The following is a 25,983-nucleotide window of genomic DNA, read 5'->3' as shown; positions in this document are numbered from 1 at the left end:
CCTGCGACCAATCGGTTATGAGCCGAGTGCTCTGACCAGCTGAGCTAAAGATCCGAATTTTTTTGGGGAGGGCGTATTATACTTAAGATCAAATCGAAAAGCAAGTAAATTTTCTAGAATTGCTAACATGATAATAAAAGTTAAAAAGCTTGTTCCTCCATAGCTAAAGAGTGGAAGAGGTAATCCTACAACAGGTGCAAAGCCAATAGTCATAGCAATATTAACACTCATATATACAAAAAATAATATCCCCACACAACTTGCCACAACTCTTAGAAAATAATCTTTGAGATTAAGGAGTGTGTAAGAGAGAATATGAAAGATAAGGATCATATAAATTGTGATTAATGTTAATCCCCCAATAAATCCAAAACGTTCTATGTAATAGGCAAAGATAAAATCGCTTGTAGCAATGGGGAGAAATTTGAGCTGAGATTGTGTTGCTTGATTTTTTTGCTTTCCTCTTGCACCTCCAGCACCAATGGCGATGATAGATTGTGTGACTTGATGGGAGGGCTTTTCTCCTAGAAAATCATGAATACGTTTTTTTTGATAATCTCTAATTCCATATTGATAAATAAGTGGAGAAGAGATTGAAAAAACAATGATGAGTGTGATCCAAATTTTTTTATTCACCCCAATTAAAAATAAAGCTCCAAATCCCATAAAAAGCACAGTAAGTGCAGTTCCAAGATCAGGCTGTTGTAAGATGATGAAAAAAGGAACAAGAATAAAGGCTGAGATTCTAAAAAATTCTCTCCAATCATATCCATCTTTAGGAGGTGGATTTTGTCTAATGACAAGGGCAAGCATAAGCATTAAAGCGATTTTAAAAATCTCACTGGGTTGAATTGAAAAAGAAGTAAAGGGAATTTCAATCCAACGTTGAGCACCTAATTTTTTTGTGCCTAAAAATTCTACAAGGATCAGCAATCCCAAACAAAACCAATAAAAAAAATAAATACTTTTTGAGAGTTTTCTAAAAGGGATAAAAAAAACAAAATATGCAATCATAAAGGACCCACCAATATAGATGAGTTGTTTATAAACAAGAGAACTCCCAAGCTCATAAATCAAAAATAAAGAGATCCCTATAATAGGCAAAATAAGCACGGGAATCAAAAAATCAAAATGTGCTAAGATTCTACGATTAAAAAACAAAAACAATCCTAAAAAGTCTAAAGTTATTATCAATGAAAAAGTTTATTATAACTTCTAAAGATATAGATATCAGTGAAAAATTAAGATTAGACCACTTTCTCACCTCTGCTTTGCAAGAGAGTAAAAGCCAAGTCCATCAAGTGATCAAAAAAGGGCTAGTTTTGCTTAATTCTAAGCCTTGCAATAAAAATGGGATATTTTTAAAAGAGGGGGATTGTCTCTGTGTTTTATCTCCCCAAAAAGAGGAGCAAGAGAGTAAAAGTGATTTTATTGGTGAGATTGCTATTTTGTATGAAGATGAAGATGTGCTTGTTTTAAATAAGCCCCCACATCTTGTAGTGCATTCGGCTCCAAGTGTTAAGGAGGCGACCTTAGTGGATTATCTTAAAAGCAGAGGATTTAAGCTTTCAAATCTTGCAGGAGAAGAACGCTATGGAATTGTCCATCGTCTTGATAAACCCACAAGTGGCGCTATCGCAATTGCTAAGAGTAATCAAGCTCATAATGTGCTGAGTGAGCAACTTAAGCATAAGATAATGGGACGCTATTATTTAGCAATTACAGATTTGCCCCTTAAAGATAGGGTAGATGTGGAGTGCAATATGGGTAGAAATCCTAATCATCGCTTAAAAATGGCAAAACTCTTTGAGGGACGTTATTCTAAAACAAGCTTTATCCCCTTGCTCCAAGGAAGAGAAGGGTCGCTATGTGTGGCTAAACTCTATACGGGCAGAACACATCAAATTCGCCTTCATCTTGAAACTCTCTCTCGCCATATTTTAGGTGATGAACTTTATGGAAAAAAAGATCACACCTCTTTGCGCTTAATGTTGCACGCTTATATGATGTATTTTACTCACCCCATTTCAAAAGAACCTATATTTATCCAAGCCCCACTTTTTGAAGATATGATAGGATTCTTAAAACAAAATTTTTTAATGGAGGAAGTGAATGAGGCTATCTCTAAAAAACATATACTGCATTGTTTTGGGGATTGTTTTTAGTGGATGTGCAGATTTATTTTTTAACCCAACAACTAATTTATCTCTGGTTCCTTTAAGTGAAGTGAGAATTATGCCTGATGTAAGCTCCATTGCTTTTGAGTGGAAGCTTAATGAAAAAGATAAAAGTATTAAAGGTTTTGTCATCTATCGTAAGGCAAAAGAAGAAAAAGAGTTTAAACGCATAGCTATTATTGCTAATCCTTTTGCAACGCATTTTGTAGATAAGGGATTAAAGAATGAAAGCATTTATTACTATCAGTTTGCAACCTTGGGAGCTAATGATACGATTTCTGCACGATCTAAAATTTTTGCAGCCAAAACTTCTTTTATCCAACCCTTAGAAATGGCTTATGCAAGTAAGGATACTCCAAGAATGATTAAAATCCTTTGGAATCCCCATCCTAATCCAAGTGTCAATGGCTACATTATAGAAAAAAAGATTGATGGGCAGTGGAGAGAGATTGCAGAAGTGTCCAATCGCTTAAATATTGAGTATTTTGATACAAATTTAGCTGATGGAAGCACTTATGAATATCGTGTGGCAAGTATTGATTTTAATGGGATTAAGGGGCGTTATTCTCCTGTGGTTTCAGCAACAACAAAATATCCCCCAGCACCTTTAAATAATATCACTGCCTCAAAAGATGTTCCCAAACTCATTATCATCAAATGGGATGCTTCAAAACAATCTGATATTTCACATTATGCAATTTATGCCTCACAAGAAGAAAAAGGAAAATATAAAAAAGTAGGGGAGAGTAAAAATACTTATTTTGAGTTTAAGACAGAAGATAATGGTGCGGTATGGTTTTTTAAAGTTGTGGGAGTTGATGAATATGGGATTGCAGGATCGCTTGCCCAAGTGCCTGTAATGGGGGTTTCTCTCACTCCTCCCCCTCCACCTGTGATTAAGGGGGCTAGTGTTGTAGATGAGAAGGCTGTGATTGGTTGGGAAACTCCAAGTTCAAGGGTAAGCGCAGTTTATGTTTATCGCAAAGAGGGGAGTTTTGGAAATCCTCTTAAGTTTAGGGTTGCAAACAATGAAACAAAGTTTGTGGATAAAGAAATGGAGAAGGGAAAGACATATACATATTGGGTAGAGTTTGTTGATGTCAATCAAATTCCAAGTGAACCTTCTCAGACCTTTAAGCTTACGCTTCCTTAAGGAATCTTATGCCTCACGCTCTCGCTTCACAAGTTTATCTTCCCCCATTTCCTTTTGAAAATGAGGGATATGAGTTTAAATACTTTGTTGAAAAACTCAATGATCCTTCTCATAGTTTGATTTTTACACGTTTTGGGAAATATGAATTTTTTATCCAGAAACGCTTTAGGCATAAGCATAATGATTATATTTTAAAGTGTGAAAAACTTTCCCACTCTATTCCTACAGGGATTTATAAGGGTGCGATTAGAGCACTTTGTGCTTTTTTTAAAGAATATATTACACATCATAATCTTAATAATGATTCCTTGCGTCAAACTTTGCAATCCCCTTATCAAAAAAGTATTTGGGATTTTTTAAATTTCTCTACACCCTTTGAACTAGAGATTGGCTTTGGGTCAGGACGTCATATTTTACAAAAAGCCAAAACTAACCCACAGACCCTTTTTGTAGGTATTGAGATTCACACGCCTTCAATTGAGCAGGTATTGCGACAGATTGAAATTTTGGGATTAAATAATCTGTATATTGTTAATTTTGATGCAAGAATTTTTCTTGAGCTTATTGCTTCAAATGTGGTGGGAGCTATTTATGTGCATTTCCCTGTTCCTTGGGGTAAAAAACCCCATAGAAGAGTGTGGAGCGATCGATTTTTACAAGAGAGTATGAGGGTTTTAAAAAAAGGAGGGAGCTTAGAGTTAAGAAGTGATGATGAAGATTATTTTAATTATGCTTTAGGCATTTCACTCAATCACTCACTCCTAGATCTTAGAGTAAGAAAAAATTTTAATCATAGAGTTGTAAGTAAATATGAGCAACGATGGAGAAAGCAAGAAAAAAATATTTATGATCTTTTTGTGTATGCTTTGAGTGATTCAGAGCCTAGGCAAGAGATTGAACGTTTTTGTTTCCCTGAAGTGCAAAAACTAAAGAGAAGTTTTGATACAATCCCTTTAAAAGTTATTCAGAAAGATTTCTTTCTACACATTGATAGTATTTTTCAACATTCAAATCGTTGCGTCTTAAAACTCAGTTTTGGAGATTTTAATCAACCACAAAGTAAGTTTGTTGTAATTGATGATGATGGCGCAAGGTATATCAGTGCAGATCCTTTGCCAACTTTGGCAAGCTATCAAGCTCATCAAGAATTATTAAGGCAAATAAGGAGAGATAATTGAGTGCAATCATAGAGGCAAAAAATCTTGAGCTCTATTATAAGAAAACAGAGCCAGTCATTAAGAGTGCAAATTTTATGATCAATAAGGGGGATTTTGTTTTTGTTGTTGGAGAGAGTGGAAGTGGAAAAAGCACTTTACTTAAATCTCTTTATGGTGCGCTTAAGATTAGAGGAGGGGAGTTGAAGGTGGGGGGGATTAATATGAAAGCTCCTAGTAATTCTGATATTTTAAAACTTAGAAAAAGTATTGGAATTGTTTTTCAAGATTATAAACTGATTGAAGAGTGGAATGTAGAGGATAATGTCAAACTCCCTTTGCAAATTAATGAATACTCCAAAGAAGTTTGCAATCAACGCACACAAAAACTCCTTAAGCATACCAATATGGCACATAAAGCCTCAAAATATCCTTTAGAGCTTAGTGGTGGAGAACAACAGAGGGTAGCAATGGCAAGAGCACTTGTGCATAACCCTTTTTTAATCCTTGCAGATGAGCCTACTGGAAATCTTGATGAGTATTCAAGCTCTTTAGTATGGAAGCTTCTTAAAGGAGCTAATGAGCAGCTTGGAATTACAGTGCTTGTTGTTACACATCAAATTCCAAGTATGCTTGATATAGTAAGTAAAAAAATCCTTATTGATGATGGAGTAGTTTATGAGGTTCATTAAACAACACCTTTCACTGATTTTTCCCCTTGTGATGTTGCTCTTTAGCCTTGAGAGTGCAATGCTTGTCAATCGTGCAGTGCTAGAACATGAAAAAAAGCTCTCCCAAGATTACTCTATTGTCATTGCATCAAAAACACCTATTAGTTTTACACAGCTTCAAAGCAAGATTAAAGAAGTCAAAGATATGCGTGAGATTGATCCTCAAGTGGTTTTAAAAGAATTAGAGCATACAATTTCTGCTGAAAATTTAGATTTTCTTAAAAGTCAGCTCCCTTTGTTTTACTCTATTACTTTGTTTATTTTTCCTAATCAAAGCGAGCTTAAACGCATTAATACGGCCTTACTTTCTATCCCTGGGGTACAAAAAGCTGAACTTTTTGCCAAAACGCACTCTAAGGTTTATCGGTTACTTTTATTGCTTAAAAAAAGTATTTTATTTTTTGGTGGATTATTGGGGATTTTAAGTATTGTGCTTATGGTTAAACAAGTTGAAATTTGGCATTTACAACACTCTAAACGTATGGAGATTATGAGCTATCTTGGAGCACCAAGTTGGACTAAAAATAAGATTTTATTCAAGCTTGCTATTATAGATTCGTTTATTTCATCTTTCTTTGTCATTGTGGGGATTTTTTATGTACTTGAAAGTCAAGAGTTTTATACACTTTTTACTTCACTTCAAATTGATAATGTGATTTTTACACCGGTGAGAGATTTTCTTTCACTTTTGCTTGTCTCTGTTGTGATTTCAGTGCTTTCAGCGATTATTGTTATTGTGCGACAAAAGGATTATTAAGTTGAAAAAGTGTTTTATTCTTTTTTGTTGTTTTACTTTTTTGGTTTCTTCAAATATCGATAAAGATATCAAAAAAAATCAAGCCAAGATTGCTAACACAATTAAAGAACAAGCGCGTATTAATAAAAAAATCCAAGAGCTTGGAGAGGAAATTACTTCTCAAAATACAGAGATTAATGCATTGATCAGTCAGATTCAAATTTTAGAAAAAGAGATTGAGGATAATCGTGGGAGATTCTCTGAACAAGAAAAAGAGCTTAAGATCACACAAGAAAAACATCAAGAGCTCCAAGAACGTGATGCAACAATCCAAAAGCAAATCACAGCCTTGATTACCCAAGAATTGGCTTTTAAAGTGATTGCCAATAAAGAGCAAGTAAGTGGAGTTGAGGATATGCTCTTAGAAGAGCTCTTTAATACACTCAGTAAAAATGCAAAACTTCAAATCAACACTCTTACAGAAGAAAAAAAGATTTTGAGTGAAAATATTCAAAAATATTCTAATGAAATTAGAAAGCTTCAAGGACTGATTAAAACCCAAGTGGATAAACGCAAACAGCTTGCAGAAGGAATAAAAAAGCGTAATAAAATGATTGAAAAATTTGAGGGAGATATCCAAAACTATAATCAAAAGCTTTCTCAAATTGTCCAAGAGAGAGAAAGTCTTGATGAGATTTTAGAAAAACTTAATATTAAAAAAAGAGATATGCAAGAGCGTGAAAGACAAAAAGCTTTAGCAAAAGCACAGAGTGAGGATAAAAAATCGCTCAATGCTCCTTTAGAGGTTAAGAAGGTGGGAAGTTCATATCGCCAAGTTTCTACAACAAAATATAAGGGAAGCAAAACAATTGCACCTCTAGATTCTTATCGAATTGAACAGCGTTTTGGGGCATATTTTGATCCTGTATATAAAATCAAAGTCTTTAATGAAGCTTTGGTTTTAGCACCGAAGAATAAAAATGCCAATGTGAAAAGCGTTCTTGGAGGGAAGATTGTTTTTGCAAAAAATACTCCTATGCTTAAAAAAGTTGTCATTATTGAGCATCCTAATCAGATGCATACTATTTATGCTCATCTTGATAAGATTGCACCAACTGTAAGACCAGGATTAAGAGTCCCTAAGGGATATGTGATTGGAAAGGTGGATGATAGGCTTAATTTTGAGGTTACAATTAAGGATCAATATATCAATCCTTTAGAATTAATCAAAAAATAATTTAAAATTTTAAACCTTTTGTCGATATAGACATATCAATCTAGGTTCAAGGAGGAACAAATGGTAGAAATGCAAAATAACCTATCCGCATTTGCTCAAGATAGAATTATTGATTTAGCAAAGCAATATGGAAAAGAAACTTCTTTATCTCCTAAACAAAAAGAAATTCAAACCCAACTTGATGAAGGAGAGAAAAAAAAGCTCAAAGAAGAATTGGTTGAACTTACAAAAAAACTCAATAATGAAATGAAGGGCTTAAATACAGATGTAAGCTTCAGTTATAATGACACGGTTGAAGGATTACTTGTAACTGTAAAAGAGGCAGGTGGAGATAGAGTAATTAGAGAAATTCCCTCAAAAGAAGCCATTGAGCTAATGAAAAAGATGCAAGATCTTGTAGGAATTATCTTTGATAAAAAGGGATAATTCCTTTTAAGTTCTCTAAGGTAGGTTAAGCTTATGGCAATGGGAAAACTCAGCTCTCTAGGTGTAGGAAGCAATGTTTTAAATTATGATGTCATTGAAAAGCTCAAAAAAGCTGATGAAAAAGCAATGATTGAGCCAATTGATAAAAAGATGAAGGACAATATCGAGAAGCAAGCAGAACTTAGCGGTATTATCGGAATGCTTAATGGAATGCGTGGCAGTGCTCAGAGTCTTTCAGATTATTCAACTTATATTGGGCGTAAGGTCAATGTCCTTGGAGATGCAGTACGTGCTACAGCAAATGCAGGTGTACCTATTCAGGATATTAATATTGAAGTCAAGCAAATTGCAAAAAATGATATTAATGAGGTGGGGACAAAGTTTGAAGATCGTAACAGTGTGTTTTGTGAAGAGGATACGACTTTAGCCTTTTATGCACGCGGTCAATATTTTAAAATTCCTATTAAAGCAGGAACAACTTTAGGCGAAGTTGCTCAACTTGTCACAGATAAATCTGGTGGAAATGCAGTGGGTGTAGTGATGAAAACAGGCGGAGCCAATCCCTATCAGTTGATGATTAATTCTAAACAAACAGGGGAAGAGAATAAAATTTATTTTGGTTCTACTTTACAATCTGATGAAATTGCTTCGGGACCTCAAGAGCTGGGTGAGGGGGATTTGGAACTTGTGCTTAAAGATGTAAATGGATTGGATCAATCTGTAATAGTTACGATGCCAAAAACAGAAGAAAATGCTAAAAGTTCCCATAATGCAAGAGCCTTAAAAGAAGCAATTAAAAAGGCAATTGAAGAGAATGCTGAACTCTCAGAACTTTTAGGAAGTGATATTAATATTGGAGTGGGTTTAGGAGGAAAATCTCTTGTCATCAATGATAGAAGAGGCTATCAAATCCAAGTTTTTGGGAACAAAGCTAAAGAAATTGGATTTAAAAAGACAGAAACTCCTGTTGAAAATCTTGTGACAAGCTCAAGTGCAGTTGAGGGTGGGAAACTTACAGGAAACATAAATATTAATGGAATTCCACTTAATCTTGCAGAATTTACACAGAGTAAAAATACTGGGGAGCAAAATGCACAAGCCATTGCTCAAGCAATTAATAATATTGCAGGAGTTTATGCCTATGTTAATGATAAGGGGGGGTTGGTGATTAATTCTGATAGTGGGGAAGTGTATATTAAGACTGAAGATGAAGCAAGTCGTGAAAATTTAAAAAAACTTGGATTATCTGAGGGAACTTTTGCGCAATACAGCAAAACCCAAGAGCAAACCTTTAAGCTTAAAAATATTCAATCAGCCCAAGATGCTGAGTTGATTTATAATGGAGTAAGTATTACACGAGGTTCAAATACAATTAATGATATTGTTGCTGGAGTAAATCTTGAACTTGTAAGTACAACTCCTGAAGGAAGTCCTGCAACAGTCAGTATTACTGCTGATAATGAAACAATTATTGAAGATATTAAGGGCTTTGTAGAAAAATATAATGAATTGATGCCAAAGCTTGCAGAAGTTACACGTTATGACCCTGACACTCAAACTGCAGGAATTTTTAATGGGGTGAGTTTTATTCGTATGATTCGCTCCAGTGTGAATAAAATTTTTTCAATGAGTTCAGGAAGTGGGTTAGAAATTCAAAGTTTGATTAAATATGGATTGAGTATTGACGATAATAGTAAAATGAGTTTTGATGAGTCAAAACTTCGTAGTGCCTTAAGTGCTAATCCTGACGCAGTCAGAGAGTTCTTTATCGGTATGGATAAAACAGTCTTGGGAAAAGAAACTCGCGTAGGTGGAGTTTTTAGAGTTTTAAATGAGGATTTAGATTCCATGGTTAAAGGGTCAAATTCTACTCTTAAACTCTATGAACAATCTCTTACAAGAGATGATAAGCGTTTGCGTGAGGATAGAAAAAGAACTATGGAAAGGCTGAATGCTCGCTATGACAGTATGGCGGAGCGTTTTGCAGCTTATGATAGTCAAATTGCCAAAACCGATAATTCTTTCAAAAGTGTTCAGATGATGATCAATCAGGCAACAAAAGGAAAATAAGAAGGAATAAATGATGGTCAGAGGGAATGCCTATAGTCTTTATCAACAAAGTTCAGTTTCAATCGAATCTCCTGCAAAGCTTATTGAAATGCTTTATGAAGGGATTTTACGCTTTGCTTCTCAGGCTAAACGCTATATTGAAGCAGAAGATATTGAAAAGAAAATTTACTATATTAATCGGACGACAGATATTTTTAGTGAGTTAATCAATTCTCTAGACTATGATCGTGGGGGTGATGTTGCCCACTATCTTTCAGGACTTTATACTCACCAAATTAAGCTTTTAGCCCAAGCAAATATTAGAAATGATGGTGAGAAAATTGATACAGTCATTCGTGTAGCAAGAGGTTTGCTTGATGCGTGGAGGGAGATTAATCAAAATGAATTGGCTAGATAGTTTGAAGATTGCATTACTCCTTGAGGATTCTCAAAAAGCCTTTGAACTTAGCACTAATCTTCCCTCTGAAGGCTTTAAAAGTTTAGAGGAAATGCTGATGGCAAGAGAAATGATTGCCCAAACTACAGAGCTTTTGAAAAAAGAAAAAGAGCGCTTAAGAATTGCAATGCAACAAATCAAAACAGCTCAAAAATTTATTCAAGAGTAGGGGTTTTTGAGAGTTTTTTTTCTTAGTGGTTCAGATACTGATGTAGGTAAAACCTTTATTGCATCCCAACTTGTTGTATATTTTCAATCCCTTGGGCTTAAAGCCCTGACTATTAAACCCATTGAAACTGGCGTAAGAGATTTTCCCTATGATGGATCAGTGCATTTAAAAGATGCTCAAAAACTCTTCCCCAATATGCTTATACAAGATATTGTGCTTTATACCTTCCCTCTACCAGCCTCACCCTTTGTTGCAGATACAGAGAAAAGAATAGATTGTGAGAAGATTTTTTCTCATATTGCAAGTTTTCAAGATAAATTAGATGTTTTAATCATTGAGGGGGCTGGAGGAGTGTTTGTCCCTATAAAAAAAGATTATTTTATGCTTGATTTTGCCTATGAGCTTCAAGAGAAATTTAACAGTGAGGTGATTTTTGTTTGTGATGATGCTCTAGGGATGATTAATCGCCTCTTAAGCGGTCATTCAATTCTAAACAGCCATCGATTATCTCATCATCTTTATATTAATCTTAGAAATGAAAAAACTTTTCAAGAAATTTCTTTGCCTTTTTTGCTCAAAAGTTCTCTTATCTATAGCCTAGAGCTAAAAAATCTTGTTACTTCTTTAAAGGTATTTGAGTAGAATCACGCTTTATTTTTACTTTCAAGGATTGTAATGGATTTTCTCTCTCTCGCCAAAACCTATCAAACTCCGCTTTATGTGTATGATTTTGACAAGATACAAAAGAATTTTTTAGAATTTAAAAATGCTTTTGCAGGGAGAAAATCACTGATTTGCTATGCACTGAAAGCTAATTCTAATCTTTCCTTAATCGCTCATCTTGCCTCTCTTGGAGCAGGAGCGGATTGTGTGTCTATTGGGGAGGTTAAACGCGCCTTGCTTGCTGGAATCCCAAGATATAAAATTATCTTTAGTGGTGTAGGTAAAAGAGATGATGAGATCAAAGAAGCTCTCAAAGAGGATATTTTATTTCTCAATCTTGAAAGCTATGAAGAAATGCGTAGGGTAGAGAGTATCGCTCACTCTTTAGGGGTAAAAGCTAGAATTTCAGTGCGGGTTAATCCCAATATCGATGCTAAAACCCACCCCTATATTTCTACAGGGCTTTATGAAAATAAATTTGGCGTAGAGCTTGAGGTGGCAAAAGAAATGTATCTTTGTGCTAAGGCTTCTAAATATCTTCAAGCAGTGGGTGTGCATTTTCATATCGGTTCTCAAATCTGTGATTTGGGTGCAATTACACAGGCTGCTCAAAAGATTGCAGAGTTTTTAAAATCACTTCTAGCCCTTAAACTTGAAATTAAGTTTTTTGATATTGGAGGGGGTTTGGGGATACGCTATGAAAATGAAGAGATTATTAAGCTTTATGATTATGCCCAAAGCATACTCTCTAGCCTTAAAGATTGTGAACCTACAATTATATGTGAGCCAGGGAGAAGGATAGTAGGGGATAGTGGATATTTTCTTACTCAAGTGATTGGAGAAAAACGCAATAAGCATAAACGTTTTGTCATTGTTGATGGAGGAATGAATGATTTTATACGCCCCTCACTTTACCAAGCTTCTCATAACTCTTTTGTAGTGGGGAAAGAGAATGAAGATACTTTAGAGTGTGACATTGTAGGACCAATTTGTGAGAGCGGGGATTATCTGGCCAAAAATACTCAGCTTCCACTCACTCAAATTGGGGATTTGATTGTGTTTAAGGATGCTGGGGCTTATGGATACACTATGGCAAGCAATTATAATACTCGCCCACGTCCTGCAGAAGTTGCAATGATGAATCAAAAAGTCAAACTTATTAAAAATAGAGAGAATTTACAATCTTTGTGGGCAGATGAGTGGGAGCTTTTAAAATCATGACATTAGAGGATTTGAGAAAAGAGATTGATAAGCTTGATGATGAGATGATCGCACTTTTAGAAAAAAGGGTGCAAGTTGTTAAACAAATTGGCAAGCTTAAAGTTAAACTTAATCAAGAGGTTTATAATCCAAAACGTGAAGAAGAGATTCTTAGACGTTTGCAATCTCTCAGTTCCCTTCCTCCTCATCAAATCAAGATGTTTTATCAAAATATTTTTACACTCACTAAAGTTTTACAAGAGGAGAAATTATGAATTTTAAGCCTATCGTTTTACAGGATAAATCTCTGCTTGATGCATATTTTGCACCAAAAACAGAACATCCATTTTCAGATTTTAACTTTAGCAATCTTTTTATTTGGCGTTTTGCAAGGGAAATTAGCTATTGTTTAAATAATGATTTTTTGCTCATTAAGACTTGCTATCCTCAAGATGAACCTTATTTTTTCTATCCCTTCTCTCTTACCCCTAGAAGTGAAAAAGAGAGAAAAGAGGTTTTAAGCACTTTACTTACCCACTATCCTAAAGCCACTTTTAAGTCTCTTACTCAAGAGCAGGCACAGGAATTAGATAAATTTTTTCCTTCAAGATTTACACTCTCTCCTAATCGTGATCGTTTTGATTATGTTTATAGTATTTCTGAGCTTATTAACTTAAGTGGTAGAAAATATCATAAGAAAAAAAATCATCTCAATAAATTTTTTCAATCCAACCCTGATTTTAGTTTTGAACTCCTCACCCCTCATAATGCCTTAGAAGTAGAGAAAACTTATGAGCGATGGTATGAGGATAACCCTCTTAAAGATGAGGCATTAGAGAGCGAGAAGAGGGGAATCTTCTCTTGTTTGCAAAATTTCTCTTCTCTTGATATTGTGGGAGGTTTGATTAGAGTCAAAGGTGAGATTGCAGCATTTGCATTAGGAGAGGCTGTGGATGCTCAAAATGTTGTGATACATATAGAAAAGGCAAATATAGCTGTTGCGGGGATTTATCAAGCGATTAATCAGCAATTTTTGCTTCACGCCTTTAGCTCTTATATTTGGGTTAATCGTGAAGAGGATTTAGGGATTGAGGGGTTAAGAAAGGCAAAACTCTCCTATCAGCCTTCTGTTTTACTAGAAAAATATGAAGCCAAGTAGTGTTTTTGGTCCTTTTGCTTATGAGGAGAAGATCTTAGAGCTAGTTGCTTATGATTATGAGGGATTAAAGGAACTTTTTTTTAGAATTGAGGAGTTAAGGCAGAAATATTTTTGTCTTGGATTTCTTGCTTATGAGGCTTATAAAGCCTTTGATGATCACTCTTTTACTTCTACAACCCCCTTAGCGTATTTTGGAATTTTCTCATTTCGCTCATCTTTTACTCCCCCTAAAAGCAATGATGTTTTCACTCCACTTTTTCCCCAATGGATTGCAAAGGAAGAGTATTTACATAAGATAGAGCAACTCAAAGAGCAAATTAAAGAGGGTAATACCTATCAAGGCAATCTCACTACAACTTTTTACTGCTCTAGCACTTTGAGCTCTTATGAGATTTTCCTCTCACTTTTGTACAAGCAAGATACACATTATCGTTGTTTTTTGCCTACGCCCTTTGGGGATGTGATTTCTTTCTCTCCTGAGCTATTTTTCTCTATTCAGAATGAAGACATCATCACAAAACCAATGAAAGGCACAATGCCAAGAGGCCAGAGTGAAAAAGAAGATCAAGCAAATAAAGAGTTTTTAAGAAATGATCTAAAAAATCGTAGTGAAAATGTAATGATTGTAGATTTACTCAGAAATGATCTGAGTAAAATTGCTCAAAAAGCTAGTGTAAAAGTGCCCCATCTCTTTGAGATAGAGACCTATCCTACACTTTTTCAAATGACTTCAACCATTACAGCCAAACTTAAGAAGACAGAGCTTTTAGAGGTATTTCAAGCACTTTTTCCTTGTGGATCTATTAGCGGTGCACCCAAGAGAAGCACATTAGAGATTTTGCATAGGCTAGAGGGAAAAGAGAGGGGGGTATATTGTGGGGCATTGGGGGTGGTGGAAAAAGAGAGGGCACTCTTTTCAATCCCTATTCGCACCTTATTCAAGCAAGAAAATAAAATCAGCTATGGAGTAGGAAGTGGGATAGTATGGGATAGCGTGGGGGAGAGTGAGTATGAAGAGTTAAAAACTAAGATGAGCTTTCTTTCTGTCAATTTTGATTTGATTGAAACAATGCTTTATGAAAATCACAAAATCCCATTTTTACAAAAACATCTCTCTCGTCTGTATTCAAGTGCTCAAGCTTTAGGTTTTTCTTTCCCAAAAGACCTAGAGCAAGAGCTTAGAGCTTTAGAGTTTGAAGGAAAATTTATCTTAAGAGTGACACTGAAAAGAGGGGGAGAATATACATTGCATATTCAAGAATTTATCCCTCACACAAGCAATGCCATTATCTTAAAAAAAAGAGAGGGTAAAAGTGATCTTTATCCCTATAAAACAACTTATCGTCCGTGGGCTGAGGGAATAGAGTATGGCAAGGTTTTTGATGCAGTGTTCTATGATGAGAGAGGTTATTTGAGCGAGGGTTCACGCAGTAATTTACTCTTAGAGATAGAGGGAAAACTTTATACTCCAAAATTTGATGGAAACTTTCTAAAAGGGATCTATAGAGAGGAAATGATTAGGTGTGGGCAAGTGAGTGAGCGTGAGCTAAAAGTTGAAGATTTAAAGAGTGCAAGTAAAATCTTTTGTGTAAATTCTGTAAGAGGCAGGGTTGAGGTTAATTTGATTGAGATATACTCTAAACTTTCGTAAAGTCCCCATTTGGAGCATAGATTGAGAGTTGGTGTTTCTCTAGTATTATCTGCTTTATTTTTGCAAGTTGTTAGTGCTGAAATCTGTCCTACGGCTAAGACAAACGAAGATTTACAGGTGAATGCAGGGAGTATTTGTGAAATCTCTAACATCCAAGAAGTCAAAGATAAGGTTACTAATGATGGAACAATTATCTTTACTTCTAGTAGCTCAGGGATTACTTTTGATGGCACAACTCCAACACTGAGTATTGGAACCAGTGACACAGCTAGAGGACTGATTGAAGTTAGAAGTGATGCCTTTATTGATGCCTCAAAAACAACTACAAGTAATGGGGAATTTAAGATTGAGGGGCAAGATATTAACATTCATCAAGATCGCTCCCTCACTCTTAAAGCAACCAAAATTACTTTTGGTGATTCTAATAAATCTGTTGGCGTAAGTGGAAATAGCTATGTAGCAAATTCAACAAGCTATAAGAATTTAATTTTAGATACAACAAGTGAGATTACACTCAAAGATCTTTCTCTTACTCATGTAAGAATGAGTGGTATGGCTCTTAAAACACTCACAAATACAAAACTTACACTTAAGAATTCTTATATTACCAGTGATACGGATCTGACAATCAAAAGCGATACCTCCAATGCCTCAACTTTTGTCATTGCTAAGGGAAGTGTCAATACAATTTCTGCTCAAAAAATTATTTTTAATTCAAATAATGCGACCCATAGCTTTAAAGGTGAGGGAATTGTTGACTTCCAAGCCAATGAGATTACGCTTGGGGATTCAAGTGTCACAGCCACACTTAAGCAAGAAAAGAGTGAAAAAGAAGGGCAAACAAGTGTGGGATTTATCGCTGATAACAAGCTTTTAGCCACAAAGCTAGAAGTTGATGGGCTTAAAATGCAAGTGATTAAAAATAGCGAAGCGATTTTAAGCAATGTCAATTCTACCTTTAAGGGCGCCACACTCCAAGCCTTAGATAGGGACAATAAGGATCAAATCCTAGTGATTGAAAATGGCAATAGCACTCCAAGCACTAGTGGGAAGATTGAAATTGGGACAATTCAAATCAATGGGGAGCAAGAGAGCATAACAAGCTTTATAGGCAGTGAGATTAAAATCTATGGCCAAGAGATTACGATTAATGGTGATGCCGACAAGTCCAATACTTTGGTGCTTCAGAGCATTAATGATGCAGGAAATATCACATTAGGAAAAAAGAATACTGATTCAGCTACTCCACCACCCCCAGCAACAAACAAAGATGGAGAAGTTATTATTAAGGGACAAACTTCAACCTCTAAAGATACCAACTCTAGCAAGATTCTTCAACTCAAAGGTGCCAATACAATCATTGGTGGAAGTGTGACACTCCAAGATTTAAGCATTCAAACTCATAGCCTTAAAGAGGGAATGGTATTTTCTCAAGGAAGTGATGGAGAACTCACTCTTAAGGGCATTACTCTAACTTCAGGAATTAAAGATACTCAAGATAAGGGAAATTACCAATCCCTTAGTTTTAGCTCAGAGAAGATTGGAAAAATGACATTCAGCGACTCTGCCTCCACATTTAAAGCTTCAGAATTTGCCTTTGGTAATCAAGAAATTACATTAAGCAATAGTTCTTCAGGAAGTTCTGCTAGCTCTACAAATGGAGCTATTTTATCTTTGTATGCTATGGGGAAAACTTCTCTTGATTCAAATTTGGGTGAGGGAATGGGAGTGTTTTTATTTGATAATACAACCATTAAAGACAATTCCAATGCCAAACTTGCTCTCTACAGTAAAGAGGGGGCAAAAATCATAGCTCATCACCTTATCCTTGATGGTGTAAGCCTTCAAACCTATGCTTTAGGAAGTGTAAGAGAAAATACTAAAAACCCTATTGATCTCTCTTTGGCAGGCAATGATCTCACCATTAAAAATAATGTCAGCATTGAGACGCAAAAATTTCTTTATGCAGAGGGTAAGCAAGGCATTGGTTCAGATATTACAATCATAGGAAGCTCTAGCACTAATGCTTTGACCCTCAAAGCAGATGAGGATTCAGACTCCTTTACTTTAGGGGGAACAATCACACTGGATAATTCAGGCAATGGAGGGAGTGGCTCTCTTCTTAAAATTGAACTTAATGGTAAAAAAACAGAAGATAAGACTTTGGATTTAATCATTAATGGAGGGCTTACAGCGATTGGAAAAGTCAATGGTGGCTCTAGTGTTACAACCACTCTTAAGGCAAAAAGCTTTAACTTTGGCGAGGGGATTGTGGTGAGTTCGATTAATGGAACTCTAAGTTTTGAATCAGCTGATAGTGGGGAGATTGATCTTTCTAGAGGTGAGGTGATTCTTAAAGGGCTTTCAAATGCTGAGGCATCAATCACTAAGAGTAATGGAGGGGCGCTTAAGCTTGGAGATGTTTTTGCACTAGGGAAAACAAAAATAGAAAATGCAACCTTTATGGATTCTCATGTGAGTGTTGAATCTTATGGAAGTGGAGCAGATACTTTAACGCTTAAAAATACTTCAGAGATTTCAGAAATTGCAAGTATTGATCTTAAAGATGCAAAGATTGAGGTTAAAAGTGATAATAATGGAGGGGTGCTTAAGCTTAATAATGGAGCAGTGATCACCTCAAGAGGGACTTCAGAGATCAATGCTTCAAGTATTAGCACACAGAGTGGCACTTACTCTTTAAATATTCAAAATGGCACGTTGATTCTTAAGGAAAACTCAAGCTCTGCTTCTAGCTCTTTAGGCTCTGTGACCTTGGGGGTTGAGGGAGTAGGGGGAGGAAATTTGATTATGTCAAATTCTTCTTCTAATAACGACTTTTCAACCCCCCTCATCACTTCTTATAAAGACTCCACCATTACTGCAAAGCAATTGAATTTTAATGATAAGGCGATTGATTTCACTTCCACAGGAGGGGAGCTTAAACTTATTTCAAAAGATACCAATAATGGGGATACACTCACAATCAAAAGTGGGGTGATTAACCTCAACAATGGAGCATTGGGCTATTATAAAAGCAATGGAGTAACAGAGTTAAAAAATTTAACACTGCATAATGGGGACTCATCAGTCAGTATTAATTCTCAAGGAGATTCTTTTATTCAAGCAAATGAGTTGGATTTATCTAAAAATACAATCACCTCAATCGGAGGGTTTTTAAAACTTAGGGGTTTAAAAGATAATTCTTCAGTGGGGAATGTAACTATTGGCGATCATGGGGGAATTTCTGCACTTAAAAATGAGACTTATACAACACTTAAAATTGCCCAAGATAGCTCTCTTACTCTTCAGGCTAATGTGCCTTTTACTTCAAGCAACAATCTTTTAGGTGGTGGAAAGTTTGGAGTTTTACATGCTAAGAGCTTGGAGTTTGAGGGTAGTGGTGGGGTGGATAATCCCCTTATAAAAATTGAGATTTTGCAAAAGCCTATTGTTGGTGAAGAAGCCTTTACCTTAAGGGAAGGAAAGCAGGTTGTCGTAGAAACAAGTGAGGGAATTTTTAAAGGAGTAAATGGCAACACTAGAGATGATGTAACACAAAATAAATCTTCTATTAGTCTAGATGATATTCTTCTAGCACCTACAGGCTATCAATCTCTTAATCTCACTGCCCAATTTCTTGATGCTCAAGGAAAAGAGAGTACGCAGGAGGCAAAGAGTATACAAGTCACTCTCAAAGCCCTTGGAGGCAGTGCATGGGATAAATCAGAATCTATTAGCGATCCTCTTGCACAAAAGCAAATGCAAACCCTTATAAAAACAGGGAGAAATGAAGAAATCCTAGATAATATTTTGTCCTCAAATAATGCCTTTAAAGCTGGATTTTCTGTGCTTATTGAACAAGGAGATGTGGTGAATGTTGGTAATGCACTCAATTATATCAGCGACACTTACACATCCCTTGCCAATAGTGTGATTTATAATGATCGTATCCAAACTCAACTTACCCAAATGCGTTTTACAAATATTGTCAATCGCCTTGCCCGTGGTAAAAATCCCTATAAGGGACAAGAAGAACTTGCACGTTTTATTCGCTCTTATCATAATGTGGCCTATGCTTTGAATGATGAGGAATTACCAAACCAAGAAGATATTCTTAACAAGGGTGAGCTTTGGGCAAGTTATGATGGATCAATGGCTACGGGAAATGGGGCAAATAGCATTGTTAATGGGGTGATGGTGGGGTATGACTATGATTTAAGTGAGAATATTTTGCTTGGAGGCTTAGTGCAATATGGCTATGGCTCTTTTGATGGAAACTATCTTCATACCTCTTCTAATAATGTGGCATTAGCACTTTATACAAGAATGTATTTTGGGAGCAATGAGCTTGATATTATCGTATCTGAGAATTTCGGATTTAATACTACAAATATCAAAGTAGGGGCAACAATTATGCCCCAACAGCTTAATGGAGCGATGAAATATGATTTATTTAAAACCACAGCATCACTGCTTTATGGTTATACTTTTGATGTAGGTGAGGAAGAGAGCCCTTATTATCTTAAACCCCTTGTAGGCATGGAGCTTTCTTATCTCTATGAAAAAGAAGGAATCAGTGATTCTCTTGTTCCCCTGTATGCTTCTGCAATGCATGCATTTAAGACAACTTTGAGTGTGGGAATGGAGATGAGAAAATATTTTAGCCCTGAGAATTATATTTTTCTTATCCCTAGGGTTATGCGTGATCTTTATAATGGAGGAAGTGATGCACAAGTGGGATTTGTGGATGTGAAAAAAATGACCTATACTCCAAACTATGCATCTGCAACTTCTTTGGAATTGCAAGCAGGAGGAGAGGGTAAAATAGGAGAAAATTTATCAATCAATGGGAGTTTAGGCTTTAGGCTAGGGGTGGAAAAAACAGAGTTGCTTACTAATTGGAGCGTAGGCTTAAAATATAAGTTTTAAGGATTGAGATGTGAGAAAAAGTTATATTGCATTGAGTTTAGTTCTCTCTCAAGCATTATGTGCAGATACAGATTTAATCGCAGATTTTGGGAATAATTCAACAAGTCTTAATGTAACAAAGCCCAAAAATTCACAAGTTCAAAGAGATCAATCTCAACAGGACCTTGATCAAAAGGCAGTCTATGGAGTAGATTGGAGTGGAGGCACAAGCTATCTTAATTTAAAAACCAATGACTTAACTTTTAGCTTCAAAGATGATTCACGCACAGCACAAAATCTTGTTTTAAGTGATGGACTTACAATTAGAAATAATGTTGCCTCAAGTGGTGAGAGCAAGACTCAAGCTAAAATCACTATTGCTAAAGATGGCAGTTCTCTTAAAACTCTTCTTATAGGACAAAACTCTGCACCAAACAATAAAATTACAATTGGCAGTGATATTAATTTATTGCTTGAAAGCTTTAGTGATGTTAAAGTGATTTCAAATCTTTATCTTGGAATAGGTTCAGTCTTTGATGTTTCTAATATAGATACTTTTAGTAATAATGGGGGAATTGTGCTTGAGGGAAGTGATTCCACGCTTAAGGTCAAAGATACACTCACTAATAATGGAGTGATAATGATGAAAGAGGGGTCAAAGATTACTTCTATTTCAAATCTCTCGATCACTGCTAATTCTCAAGATCAAAAAAATGGCTCAATCCTCATTCAAGGTAGTGCAGAAATTAATTCAGGAGTCAAGAATCTTACAATCACAAATCAAGATATTACTTTGCAAAATCTTGTAAGCAAACAAGATGGAAAAATTACTACTACCCCTTCAATCCTTGCACTTAAAAGCACAAATAATAGTGGTACATTGACATTGGGGGATAGCAATAAGGAGGTGAGTATTACAGGAGAGATTGGCAATCAAGACCCTAGTAATATTTCAAACTCTGAGATTCCTCAAGGAAGTGAAATCGGAAAGCTTGTGATTGAAGGCTTTAGTGCCATTGATCTTAAAAATGCAAATTTTAAAAATATTACTCTTGAGAGCACAAGTGTGAGTAGCCTTGATTTAAACATGGGAAAACTTAGCTTAGAGAATACAAGCATCAAACTCTCATCAACTTCAACACTTAAAAATAGTGATACGAGTAATCCCTCCACAATCACACTTAAAAGCCATAACAGTATTAGCGTAGGGGATGAGGGGACACTTAGCATTACAGGCAATCATAGTTTTTCAGGTGAGGGGACACTTGATTTTGTGGGAAAAGTGATTAATTTAGGGGATAGCTTAAATTTAAGTACTACTGGTCTTCAAGGATCTGTAAAAATTGGAGTGAGTGCAAAAGAGAAGATTGCAACAAATAATTTCACACTTACAGATCTTACTCTCCAGGCCATAGAATCTCAAATCACTAATACTTCAATCACCCTCTCAAATGCCACTTTACAAGGCATTAATCATAATGCAGAGCTTTCAGAATTAAACATTACAAAAAATGGCAGTAATGGAAGTATCAAGGTTTTAAATGGTCAAACAGCTACACTTGAGGGAAGTGGGATTGTCTTAAATGGACAAGATATGAGTTTAGAGAATTCTGGGAGTGGGAAAACCACCTTGATTTTAAAGGCAGGAAGTGGGGGAATTACTTTTAATGGTGGAGAGAATGGATCAAAGATAGAGGGCAAAAGCTCTGATATGAGTAAAAATCTTCTTTTTCTCCAATCCTCTTCCTTGATTACTCAAGGAAAGGTGACATTAGAGAATATCGTTGTGATGAGTGATAGAGATGTAAGTATCATAGGGACAGAAGCAAAAGATACAAATGGAAGCAAAGGATTATTCATCACTCAAGGCTCAAACTCTAATGCCTCAACACTCTTTATTGGAAATCAAGCAAATGGAGAAACAAGATTTTATACCCTCACTCTTGCCTCCCAAGGATTAGAAGAAAATCAACAAGCCTATGTTAAAATTGATGCAGGGAGTGCTAATCCTAGTGCGGTAGATTTTCGAGCTTCAAGCTTTATATTCCAAAATCAAGAGATTGATCTTGCTACAAGTGCATCAGGGACAAAATTAAGGCTTTTTGCCTATGGAGATGGTCTAATTGATGCAAAATTTCTAGAAATGAAGCAGGGGAATCCTTCAGCACAACTCTCAAGCAGTGGGGCATTTAATTTCTCTAATACTACTTTTAGCGATGGGAGCTCATCAAAGGTAGAATTGTATGCAGGAAATGGGGGGGTTCATCTGCTTCCAATTAATCTTACACTTAAAAATGTTTCCCTTGACGCCAAGATTATTGATGATAATGGCGGAAATAATTTTAATACCCTCAATCTCTCAACAAAGGGTTCAATCAATATTTTAGGAACTTCTACAATAGAGGCCAGTAAGTTTGTTTATGGAGATGAGCAAGGCATTGGTGTGGATTTATTGATTGGAAATGAGAGCACTAAAGGAAGTCTTGTACTTAAAGCAACTAGCGGGAGTGAAGAGAATTTTGCTATTGGGGGAGAGATTGCCCTTGATTTGAGAGGAAATGGTGGGGCTTCAAATGTCGATATTGAAATTACTAATGGCACAGCAAAAAAACTCAGTGACAATACTTTGGGATTGACTTTTAAGGGAGGAGGATTGAGTATTATTGGAAGCAATGGTAATCATTCCTCCACTTATACATTTAAGGCAAAGACTTTTAAATTTGAGGAGTTAAAAGAGGGGGATCATACTCTCATTGCCTCTCCTTTTATTAAGGTGCAAAATGCACAACTCACACTCAATGGCGATTCAAGTATGAGTGAAATTGATGTAATAGGAACAACTTACTTACTTGGAGACTCTGCTGGATCCTCTGAAACTAAGCTTCTTGCTACCAATAATGGAAATACAAGTGGAGCTCAAGTCACTCTTAAGCTTCATGATATAGAGGCCACAGGTAAGGCAAGTATTGCAGAGAATAAACTCAGTTTTGAAAATAGCAATATTAAGGTAAGCAATAGTGATAACTCACAAGGATTGCTTCTTGTGGATAAAACTACTTCAAGTAATGGAAATGCTATTTCTGGAACTATTAACTCAATCACTCTTGAGAGTGGAAAATTGCAGATTAAACAAGATTCAAGTCAAGCTGAAATTACTCTTAGGGCTGATGCACTTCTAACCTCTAGTGGGATTTCATCACTGAGTATAAAGAGTATTAAGGTTGCAGAGAGTGGGCTTTACTCTCTTAAGGTAAATGATGGTGTATTCACACTCACAGAAGAGAGTGCAGGCAGTGGCCTTGGGGCAATCACTTTAGGAAGTGAGGAAACTCCTTTAAATGGGGCAGGAGGAATTTTTGAATACAAAAAGAATGGAGGTTATAATTCTCTTACATTTAAAGATCATCTGACTTCTTATGGAAACTCTTCTATCATCGCAGATACTTTCACACTTAATGCCAAGGAGGATCAGAGCAATTATGCCCTAAGCTCTACAGGGGGAATGCTTACATTTCAAGCACAGCAGAGCACAGATCCTTTAGAAATCACAACAGATCTGACACTTAAAAATGGGGGCTTTAAATATGTGGATAAAGAGGGGCAAAATGCAGAGCTTAGATTTGGAGCCAAAAGCAGTATTACCTCAAGCGGTGAGAGTGTAATTGAGGCAAAAAATCTAGATATTAATGGGGTAAATCTTACAAGCACCCAAGGGACTTTGAGTCTTAAGGGCATTAACTCTAGCACAAAGGTGGGGAAGGTGAGTGTAGGAGATGCTGGGGTGCTAAGAGCACAAGGGGGTAATTCTAGACTTGCTACACTTAGAGTAAATGATAGCATTGCTTTAAGTGCTTCAGTGCCTTATATCACTCCAAGTGAGCCTTTGGGAAAAGGGGTTTTTGGGCAAGTTGTTGCAGAATCGATTCTTTTTGAATCTCAAGACACTTCTTCGCTCATTACTCTCTCTCTTACCCAAGCATCACAAACAAGTACAATGAGTGATTCTCTTTTTGCATTACGTGAGGGGGGGATTATATTGATTGATACAAATAGCGGGATTAAGAAAAAGATTTCTAGCGCAGAGTATGGAAATATTACTTTAGAAGATGTAAAAAGTAGCCTTGGAGCCTTTTCCTCTATCTCTCTTACTCCTTATTTCAAATATGGCACAGATCTGCAGGGTAAAGAGATTGTAGAGGATTTGATGCTCAATCTTAAAGTCACTCAAAATGATGTAACCCAACTTTTAGAGAGCATTAAAGACCCAAATAAAAAAGCACAAATGCAGTCTCTTCTTTCTTCTGGAAATAATGCCTTAGTCATTCAATCCATTATGAACTCAAAAGATAATCCTCTTAAAACAGGTATGGCACTTTATATCTCTAATGGAAATGTTGAAATTGTTGCCAATACTTTAGAGTATGTAACGGGGGCATTTATTGGGCTTAATGATAGTTTATACGCTTCTCATAAAATTGCTAATGGGCTGAATATGGTTAAGGCAATTAATGTAGAAAATCGAATGGTGAGAGCAAAAAATCCCTATCTTGCTAAGCTTGAAGTTGCTAAATTGCTTAAACGTGCTATAGGTGTAGCTTATGCAAGCAATGATGATGAGATTTTATTAGAAGAAGAGAGTGGGATTAAAGAGGGTGAGCTATGGGTAAGTTTTGATGGAGCAATGGGATTTTCTAAAACTTTAGGGAATGTGAGTGTTTATGGCTTTAGTGGAGGATATGATACCCTCTTAGGGGAGCAGAAAAACTATTTACTCGGATTTTATTTTGGTTATGGTTATGGTGCCTATAGTGCAAATTTTACAACCAACAATTCTCATAATGTTTCTTTAGGTTTTTACTCTCGTATGAGTTTTGAGAATAATGAGGTTGATTTGATTGCTTCTCAGAGCATTGGTTTAAATACAGCCTCTATTGATTATGGTGCAACAAACTCTTATGTGGCTCAAATGCTTAAACAGAGCATTAATTATAATTTCTATACCACAAATATTGAAGCACGTTATGGCTATGTCTTTAATGTAGGGGAAAAAGAAAGTCCTTATTATTTCCGCCCCTTTGGAGGGATTAATTTTGCAATGGTGATCAATTCTGAGGGAAGAGGAGATGGAGAAGCAGCGATTGGAATAAATTCTTTAACTACTTATCAATTAGGGGTGAATATGGGAGTGGAAATGAGGAAATATTTTGGAGAGAATTATATTTTCCTTCTTCCTATGCTTGAAAAAGGCTTACTTAATGATGGAAGTGGCACTAAAATTGGATTTGTGGGATCTGCAAGTATTGGATACAATCTCCCTTACACTGTGGATACAGCAATGTCAGTATATCTTGGGGGTCAGGGAAATGTGGGCGAGAATATTGCAATAAGTGGTGGAGCAGGAGTAAAGGTAGGATTACAAAGTAAAGAGGTTTCAACTAACTGGAATGTGGGAATTAGATATAAATTCTAGTGCTCACTTAAAAGCCTAATTTGCTCTATGCTTTGAGTGAAATTAGGCTTTTTAAGATTTTTAATGGGCTGAAGCATTTGGGGGTTTTTTTCAAAATAATTTTGTAAGATTTCAATCTTTTTGGCAATATCCTCATAATAGTTTTGGGCCATTTGATTACGTGTGCGATTTTTCTCCCAGCTAAAGCCTTTGTTATAGGATTTAATCATAGCTTTCCAATTGTTCTTTCTAATCTTTTTCCAATATAAAAGTTCCTCTAATGCAATTTGACTAGCAAACTCTAGATCACGAATAAGCCGTTCTGCAACCATATTGCGTCTAAAAGAAGTGTTTTGCTTTTTGTAATGACGTTTAATGACATTAGGAAGATAAGCATGATAGATTCCAGCAGAAGGGTCATCAAAATTGATGCGATACAATCCTGCGCAAGATTCTTTCCATGCAATTGCAGCCATTGTATAGCCTAGATCATGGTTTTTCCCATAATGGTAGGCATAGCGAATGGTTTGAAGCTGATCTTTATCAAACTTTTGGATGTTTATACAAGGATCATCAGTGTTTGCATAAAGCACCAAGAATCCGCATAAAATGCAAGAAAATAGCAGAATTTTTTTCAATTTAAGCCTTTTTGTTTAGATAAAAT

At 36.0% G+C, this 25,983-nt stretch carries 19 protein-coding genes; 17 read left to right on the top strand and 2 right to left on the bottom strand.

Going from position 1 to position 25,983, the window contains the following annotated elements; all coding sequences use genetic code 11:
- Nucleotides 1-15: 15 nt before the first annotated feature.
- Nucleotides 16-1,161 (bottom strand): FtsW/RodA/SpoVE family cell cycle protein, encoded by a 1,146-nt coding sequence (locus CQA62_RS05490; protein WP_115585132.1) that lies wholly within the window; start codon nt 1,159-1,161, stop codon nt 16-18.
- 32 nt (nt 1,162-1,193) lie between these two features.
- On the opposite strand from CQA62_RS05490, the gene CQA62_RS05485 reads away from it, so the two are divergent.
- From CQA62_RS05485 to CQA62_RS05405, 17 genes are read left to right on the top strand one after another with little or no spacing between them, the layout of a single operon-like run.
- On the top strand, nt 1,194-2,165 hold the full coding sequence (locus CQA62_RS05485) for an RluA family pseudouridine synthase (protein WP_104723416.1): 972 nt from the start codon (nt 1,194-1,196) through the stop codon (nt 2,163-2,165).
- Nucleotides 2,113-3,330, top strand: a complete 1,218-nt coding sequence (locus CQA62_RS05480; RefSeq protein WP_104723414.1) for a fibronectin type III domain-containing protein — start codon at nt 2,113-2,115, stop codon at nt 3,328-3,330. The genes CQA62_RS05485 and CQA62_RS05480 overlap by 53 nt, the downstream gene beginning before the upstream one ends.
- Before the next feature lie 8 nt (nt 3,331-3,338).
- Nucleotides 3,339-4,508 (top strand): tRNA (guanosine(46)-N7)-methyltransferase TrmB, encoded by a 1,170-nt coding sequence (gene trmB, locus CQA62_RS05475; protein ID WP_104723412.1) that lies wholly within the window; start codon nt 3,339-3,341, stop codon nt 4,506-4,508.
- A complete protein-coding gene (locus CQA62_RS05470) occupies nt 4,505-5,176 on the top strand; it encodes a cell division ATP-binding protein FtsE (protein ID WP_104723410.1) in 672 nt (223 codons plus the stop codon). Before trmB ends, CQA62_RS05470 begins: the two co-directional genes overlap by 4 nt.
- Nucleotides 5,163-5,972 carry an FtsX-like permease family protein gene (locus CQA62_RS05465; protein WP_104723408.1) on the top strand — a complete coding sequence of 270 codons (810 nt, stop codon included), beginning with the start codon at nt 5,163-5,165 and terminating at the stop codon, nt 5,970-5,972. Before CQA62_RS05470 ends, CQA62_RS05465 begins: the two co-directional genes overlap by 14 nt.
- Before the next feature lies 1 nt (nt 5,973).
- Nucleotides 5,974-7,188, top strand: coding sequence for a murein hydrolase activator EnvC family protein (locus tag CQA62_RS05460; RefSeq protein WP_104723406.1), 1,215 nt, complete (start codon nt 5,974-5,976; stop codon nt 7,186-7,188).
- 60 nt (nt 7,189-7,248) lie between these two features.
- Complete coding sequence (locus tag CQA62_RS05455; protein WP_324753719.1) at nt 7,249-7,614, top strand: flagella length regulator FlaG; 366 nt, start codon at nt 7,249-7,251, stop codon at nt 7,612-7,614.
- 33 nt (nt 7,615-7,647) lie between these two features.
- Nucleotides 7,648-9,684, top strand: a complete 2,037-nt coding sequence (gene fliD / locus CQA62_RS05450; protein ID WP_104723404.1) for a flagellar filament capping protein FliD — start codon at nt 7,648-7,650, stop codon at nt 9,682-9,684.
- A gap of 13 nt (nt 9,685-9,697) precedes the next feature.
- A complete protein-coding gene (fliS, locus tag CQA62_RS05445; protein WP_104723402.1) occupies nt 9,698-10,081 on the top strand; it encodes a flagellar export chaperone FliS in 384 nt (127 codons plus the stop codon).
- Nucleotides 10,065-10,289 (top strand): hypothetical protein, encoded by a 225-nt coding sequence (locus tag CQA62_RS05440; RefSeq protein ID WP_104723400.1) that lies wholly within the window; start codon nt 10,065-10,067, stop codon nt 10,287-10,289. The genes fliS and CQA62_RS05440 overlap by 17 nt, the downstream gene beginning before the upstream one ends.
- A gap of 6 nt (nt 10,290-10,295) precedes the next feature.
- The gene (gene bioD / locus CQA62_RS05435) at nt 10,296-10,931 is read left to right on the top strand and encodes a dethiobiotin synthase (protein ID WP_104723398.1); all 636 of its coding nucleotides are present in this window, start codon (nt 10,296-10,298) and stop codon (nt 10,929-10,931) included.
- A 33-nt stretch (nt 10,932-10,964) separates the two neighbouring features.
- A complete protein-coding gene (gene lysA, locus CQA62_RS05430; protein ID WP_104723396.1) occupies nt 10,965-12,173 on the top strand; it encodes a diaminopimelate decarboxylase in 1,209 nt (402 codons plus the stop codon).
- On the top strand, nt 12,152-12,427 hold the full coding sequence (locus CQA62_RS05425) for a chorismate mutase (RefSeq protein WP_147288249.1): 276 nt from the start codon (nt 12,152-12,154) through the stop codon (nt 12,425-12,427). Before lysA ends, CQA62_RS05425 begins: the two co-directional genes overlap by 22 nt.
- Nucleotides 12,424-13,311 carry a DUF2156 domain-containing protein gene (locus CQA62_RS05420; protein ID WP_104723392.1) on the top strand — a complete coding sequence of 296 codons (888 nt, stop codon included), beginning with the start codon at nt 12,424-12,426 and terminating at the stop codon, nt 13,309-13,311. The genes CQA62_RS05425 and CQA62_RS05420 overlap by 4 nt, the downstream gene beginning before the upstream one ends.
- Nucleotides 13,298-14,962, top strand: coding sequence for a chorismate-binding protein (locus tag CQA62_RS05415; protein WP_104723390.1), 1,665 nt, complete (start codon nt 13,298-13,300; stop codon nt 14,960-14,962). Before CQA62_RS05420 ends, CQA62_RS05415 begins: the two co-directional genes overlap by 14 nt.
- 21 nt (nt 14,963-14,983) lie before the next feature.
- A complete protein-coding gene (locus CQA62_RS05410) occupies nt 14,984-19,891 on the top strand; it encodes an autotransporter domain-containing protein (protein WP_104723388.1) in 4,908 nt (1,635 codons plus the stop codon).
- Between the two features lie 10 nt (nt 19,892-19,901).
- The gene (locus CQA62_RS05405) at nt 19,902-25,340 is read left to right on the top strand and encodes an autotransporter outer membrane beta-barrel domain-containing protein (RefSeq protein ID WP_104723386.1); all 5,439 of its coding nucleotides are present in this window, start codon (nt 19,902-19,904) and stop codon (nt 25,338-25,340) included.
- Here CQA62_RS05405 and CQA62_RS05400 read toward each other — a convergent pair.
- On the bottom strand, nt 25,337-25,957 hold the full coding sequence (locus tag CQA62_RS05400; protein WP_104723384.1) for a hypothetical protein: 621 nt from the start codon (nt 25,955-25,957) through the stop codon (nt 25,337-25,339). The genes CQA62_RS05405 and CQA62_RS05400 overlap by 4 nt on opposite strands.
- Between the last annotated feature and the right edge of the window lie 26 nt (nt 25,958-25,983).

The organism is Helicobacter cholecystus, from assembly GCF_003364215.1.
Lineage (GTDB): Bacteria > Campylobacterota > Campylobacteria > Campylobacterales > Helicobacteraceae > Helicobacter_G > Helicobacter_G cholecystus.
The sequence above is the reverse complement of the archived record's forward strand: the minus strand, read 5'-3'. Positions and strand labels throughout refer to the sequence as shown.

What these genes read in the sequence shown, in the direction of transcription:
- CQA62_RS05485 (WP_104723416.1), top strand. Translation starts at nt 1,194, where the DNA reads ATGAAAAAGTTTATTATAACTTCTAAAGATATAGATATCAGTGAAAAA.
- CQA62_RS05480 (WP_104723414.1), top strand. Translation starts at nt 2,113, where the DNA reads ATGAGGCTATCTCTAAAAAACATATACTGCATTGTTTTGGGGATTGTT.
- trmB (WP_104723412.1), top strand. Translation starts at nt 3,339, where the DNA reads ATGCCTCACGCTCTCGCTTCACAAGTTTATCTTCCCCCATTTCCTTTT.
- CQA62_RS05465 (WP_104723408.1), top strand. Translation starts at nt 5,163, where the DNA reads ATGAGGTTCATTAAACAACACCTTTCACTGATTTTTCCCCTTGTGATG.
- CQA62_RS05455 (WP_324753719.1), top strand. Translation starts at nt 7,249, where the DNA reads ATGGTAGAAATGCAAAATAACCTATCCGCATTTGCTCAAGATAGAATT.
- fliD (WP_104723404.1), top strand. Translation starts at nt 7,648, where the DNA reads ATGGCAATGGGAAAACTCAGCTCTCTAGGTGTAGGAAGCAATGTTTTA.
- fliS (WP_104723402.1), top strand. Translation starts at nt 9,698, where the DNA reads ATGGTCAGAGGGAATGCCTATAGTCTTTATCAACAAAGTTCAGTTTCA.
- CQA62_RS05440 (WP_104723400.1), top strand. Translation starts at nt 10,065, where the DNA reads ATGAATTGGCTAGATAGTTTGAAGATTGCATTACTCCTTGAGGATTCT.
- lysA (WP_104723396.1), top strand. Translation starts at nt 10,965, where the DNA reads ATGGATTTTCTCTCTCTCGCCAAAACCTATCAAACTCCGCTTTATGTG.
- CQA62_RS05420 (WP_104723392.1), top strand. Translation starts at nt 12,424, where the DNA reads ATGAATTTTAAGCCTATCGTTTTACAGGATAAATCTCTGCTTGATGCA.
- CQA62_RS05415 (WP_104723390.1), top strand. Translation starts at nt 13,298, where the DNA reads ATGAAGCCAAGTAGTGTTTTTGGTCCTTTTGCTTATGAGGAGAAGATC.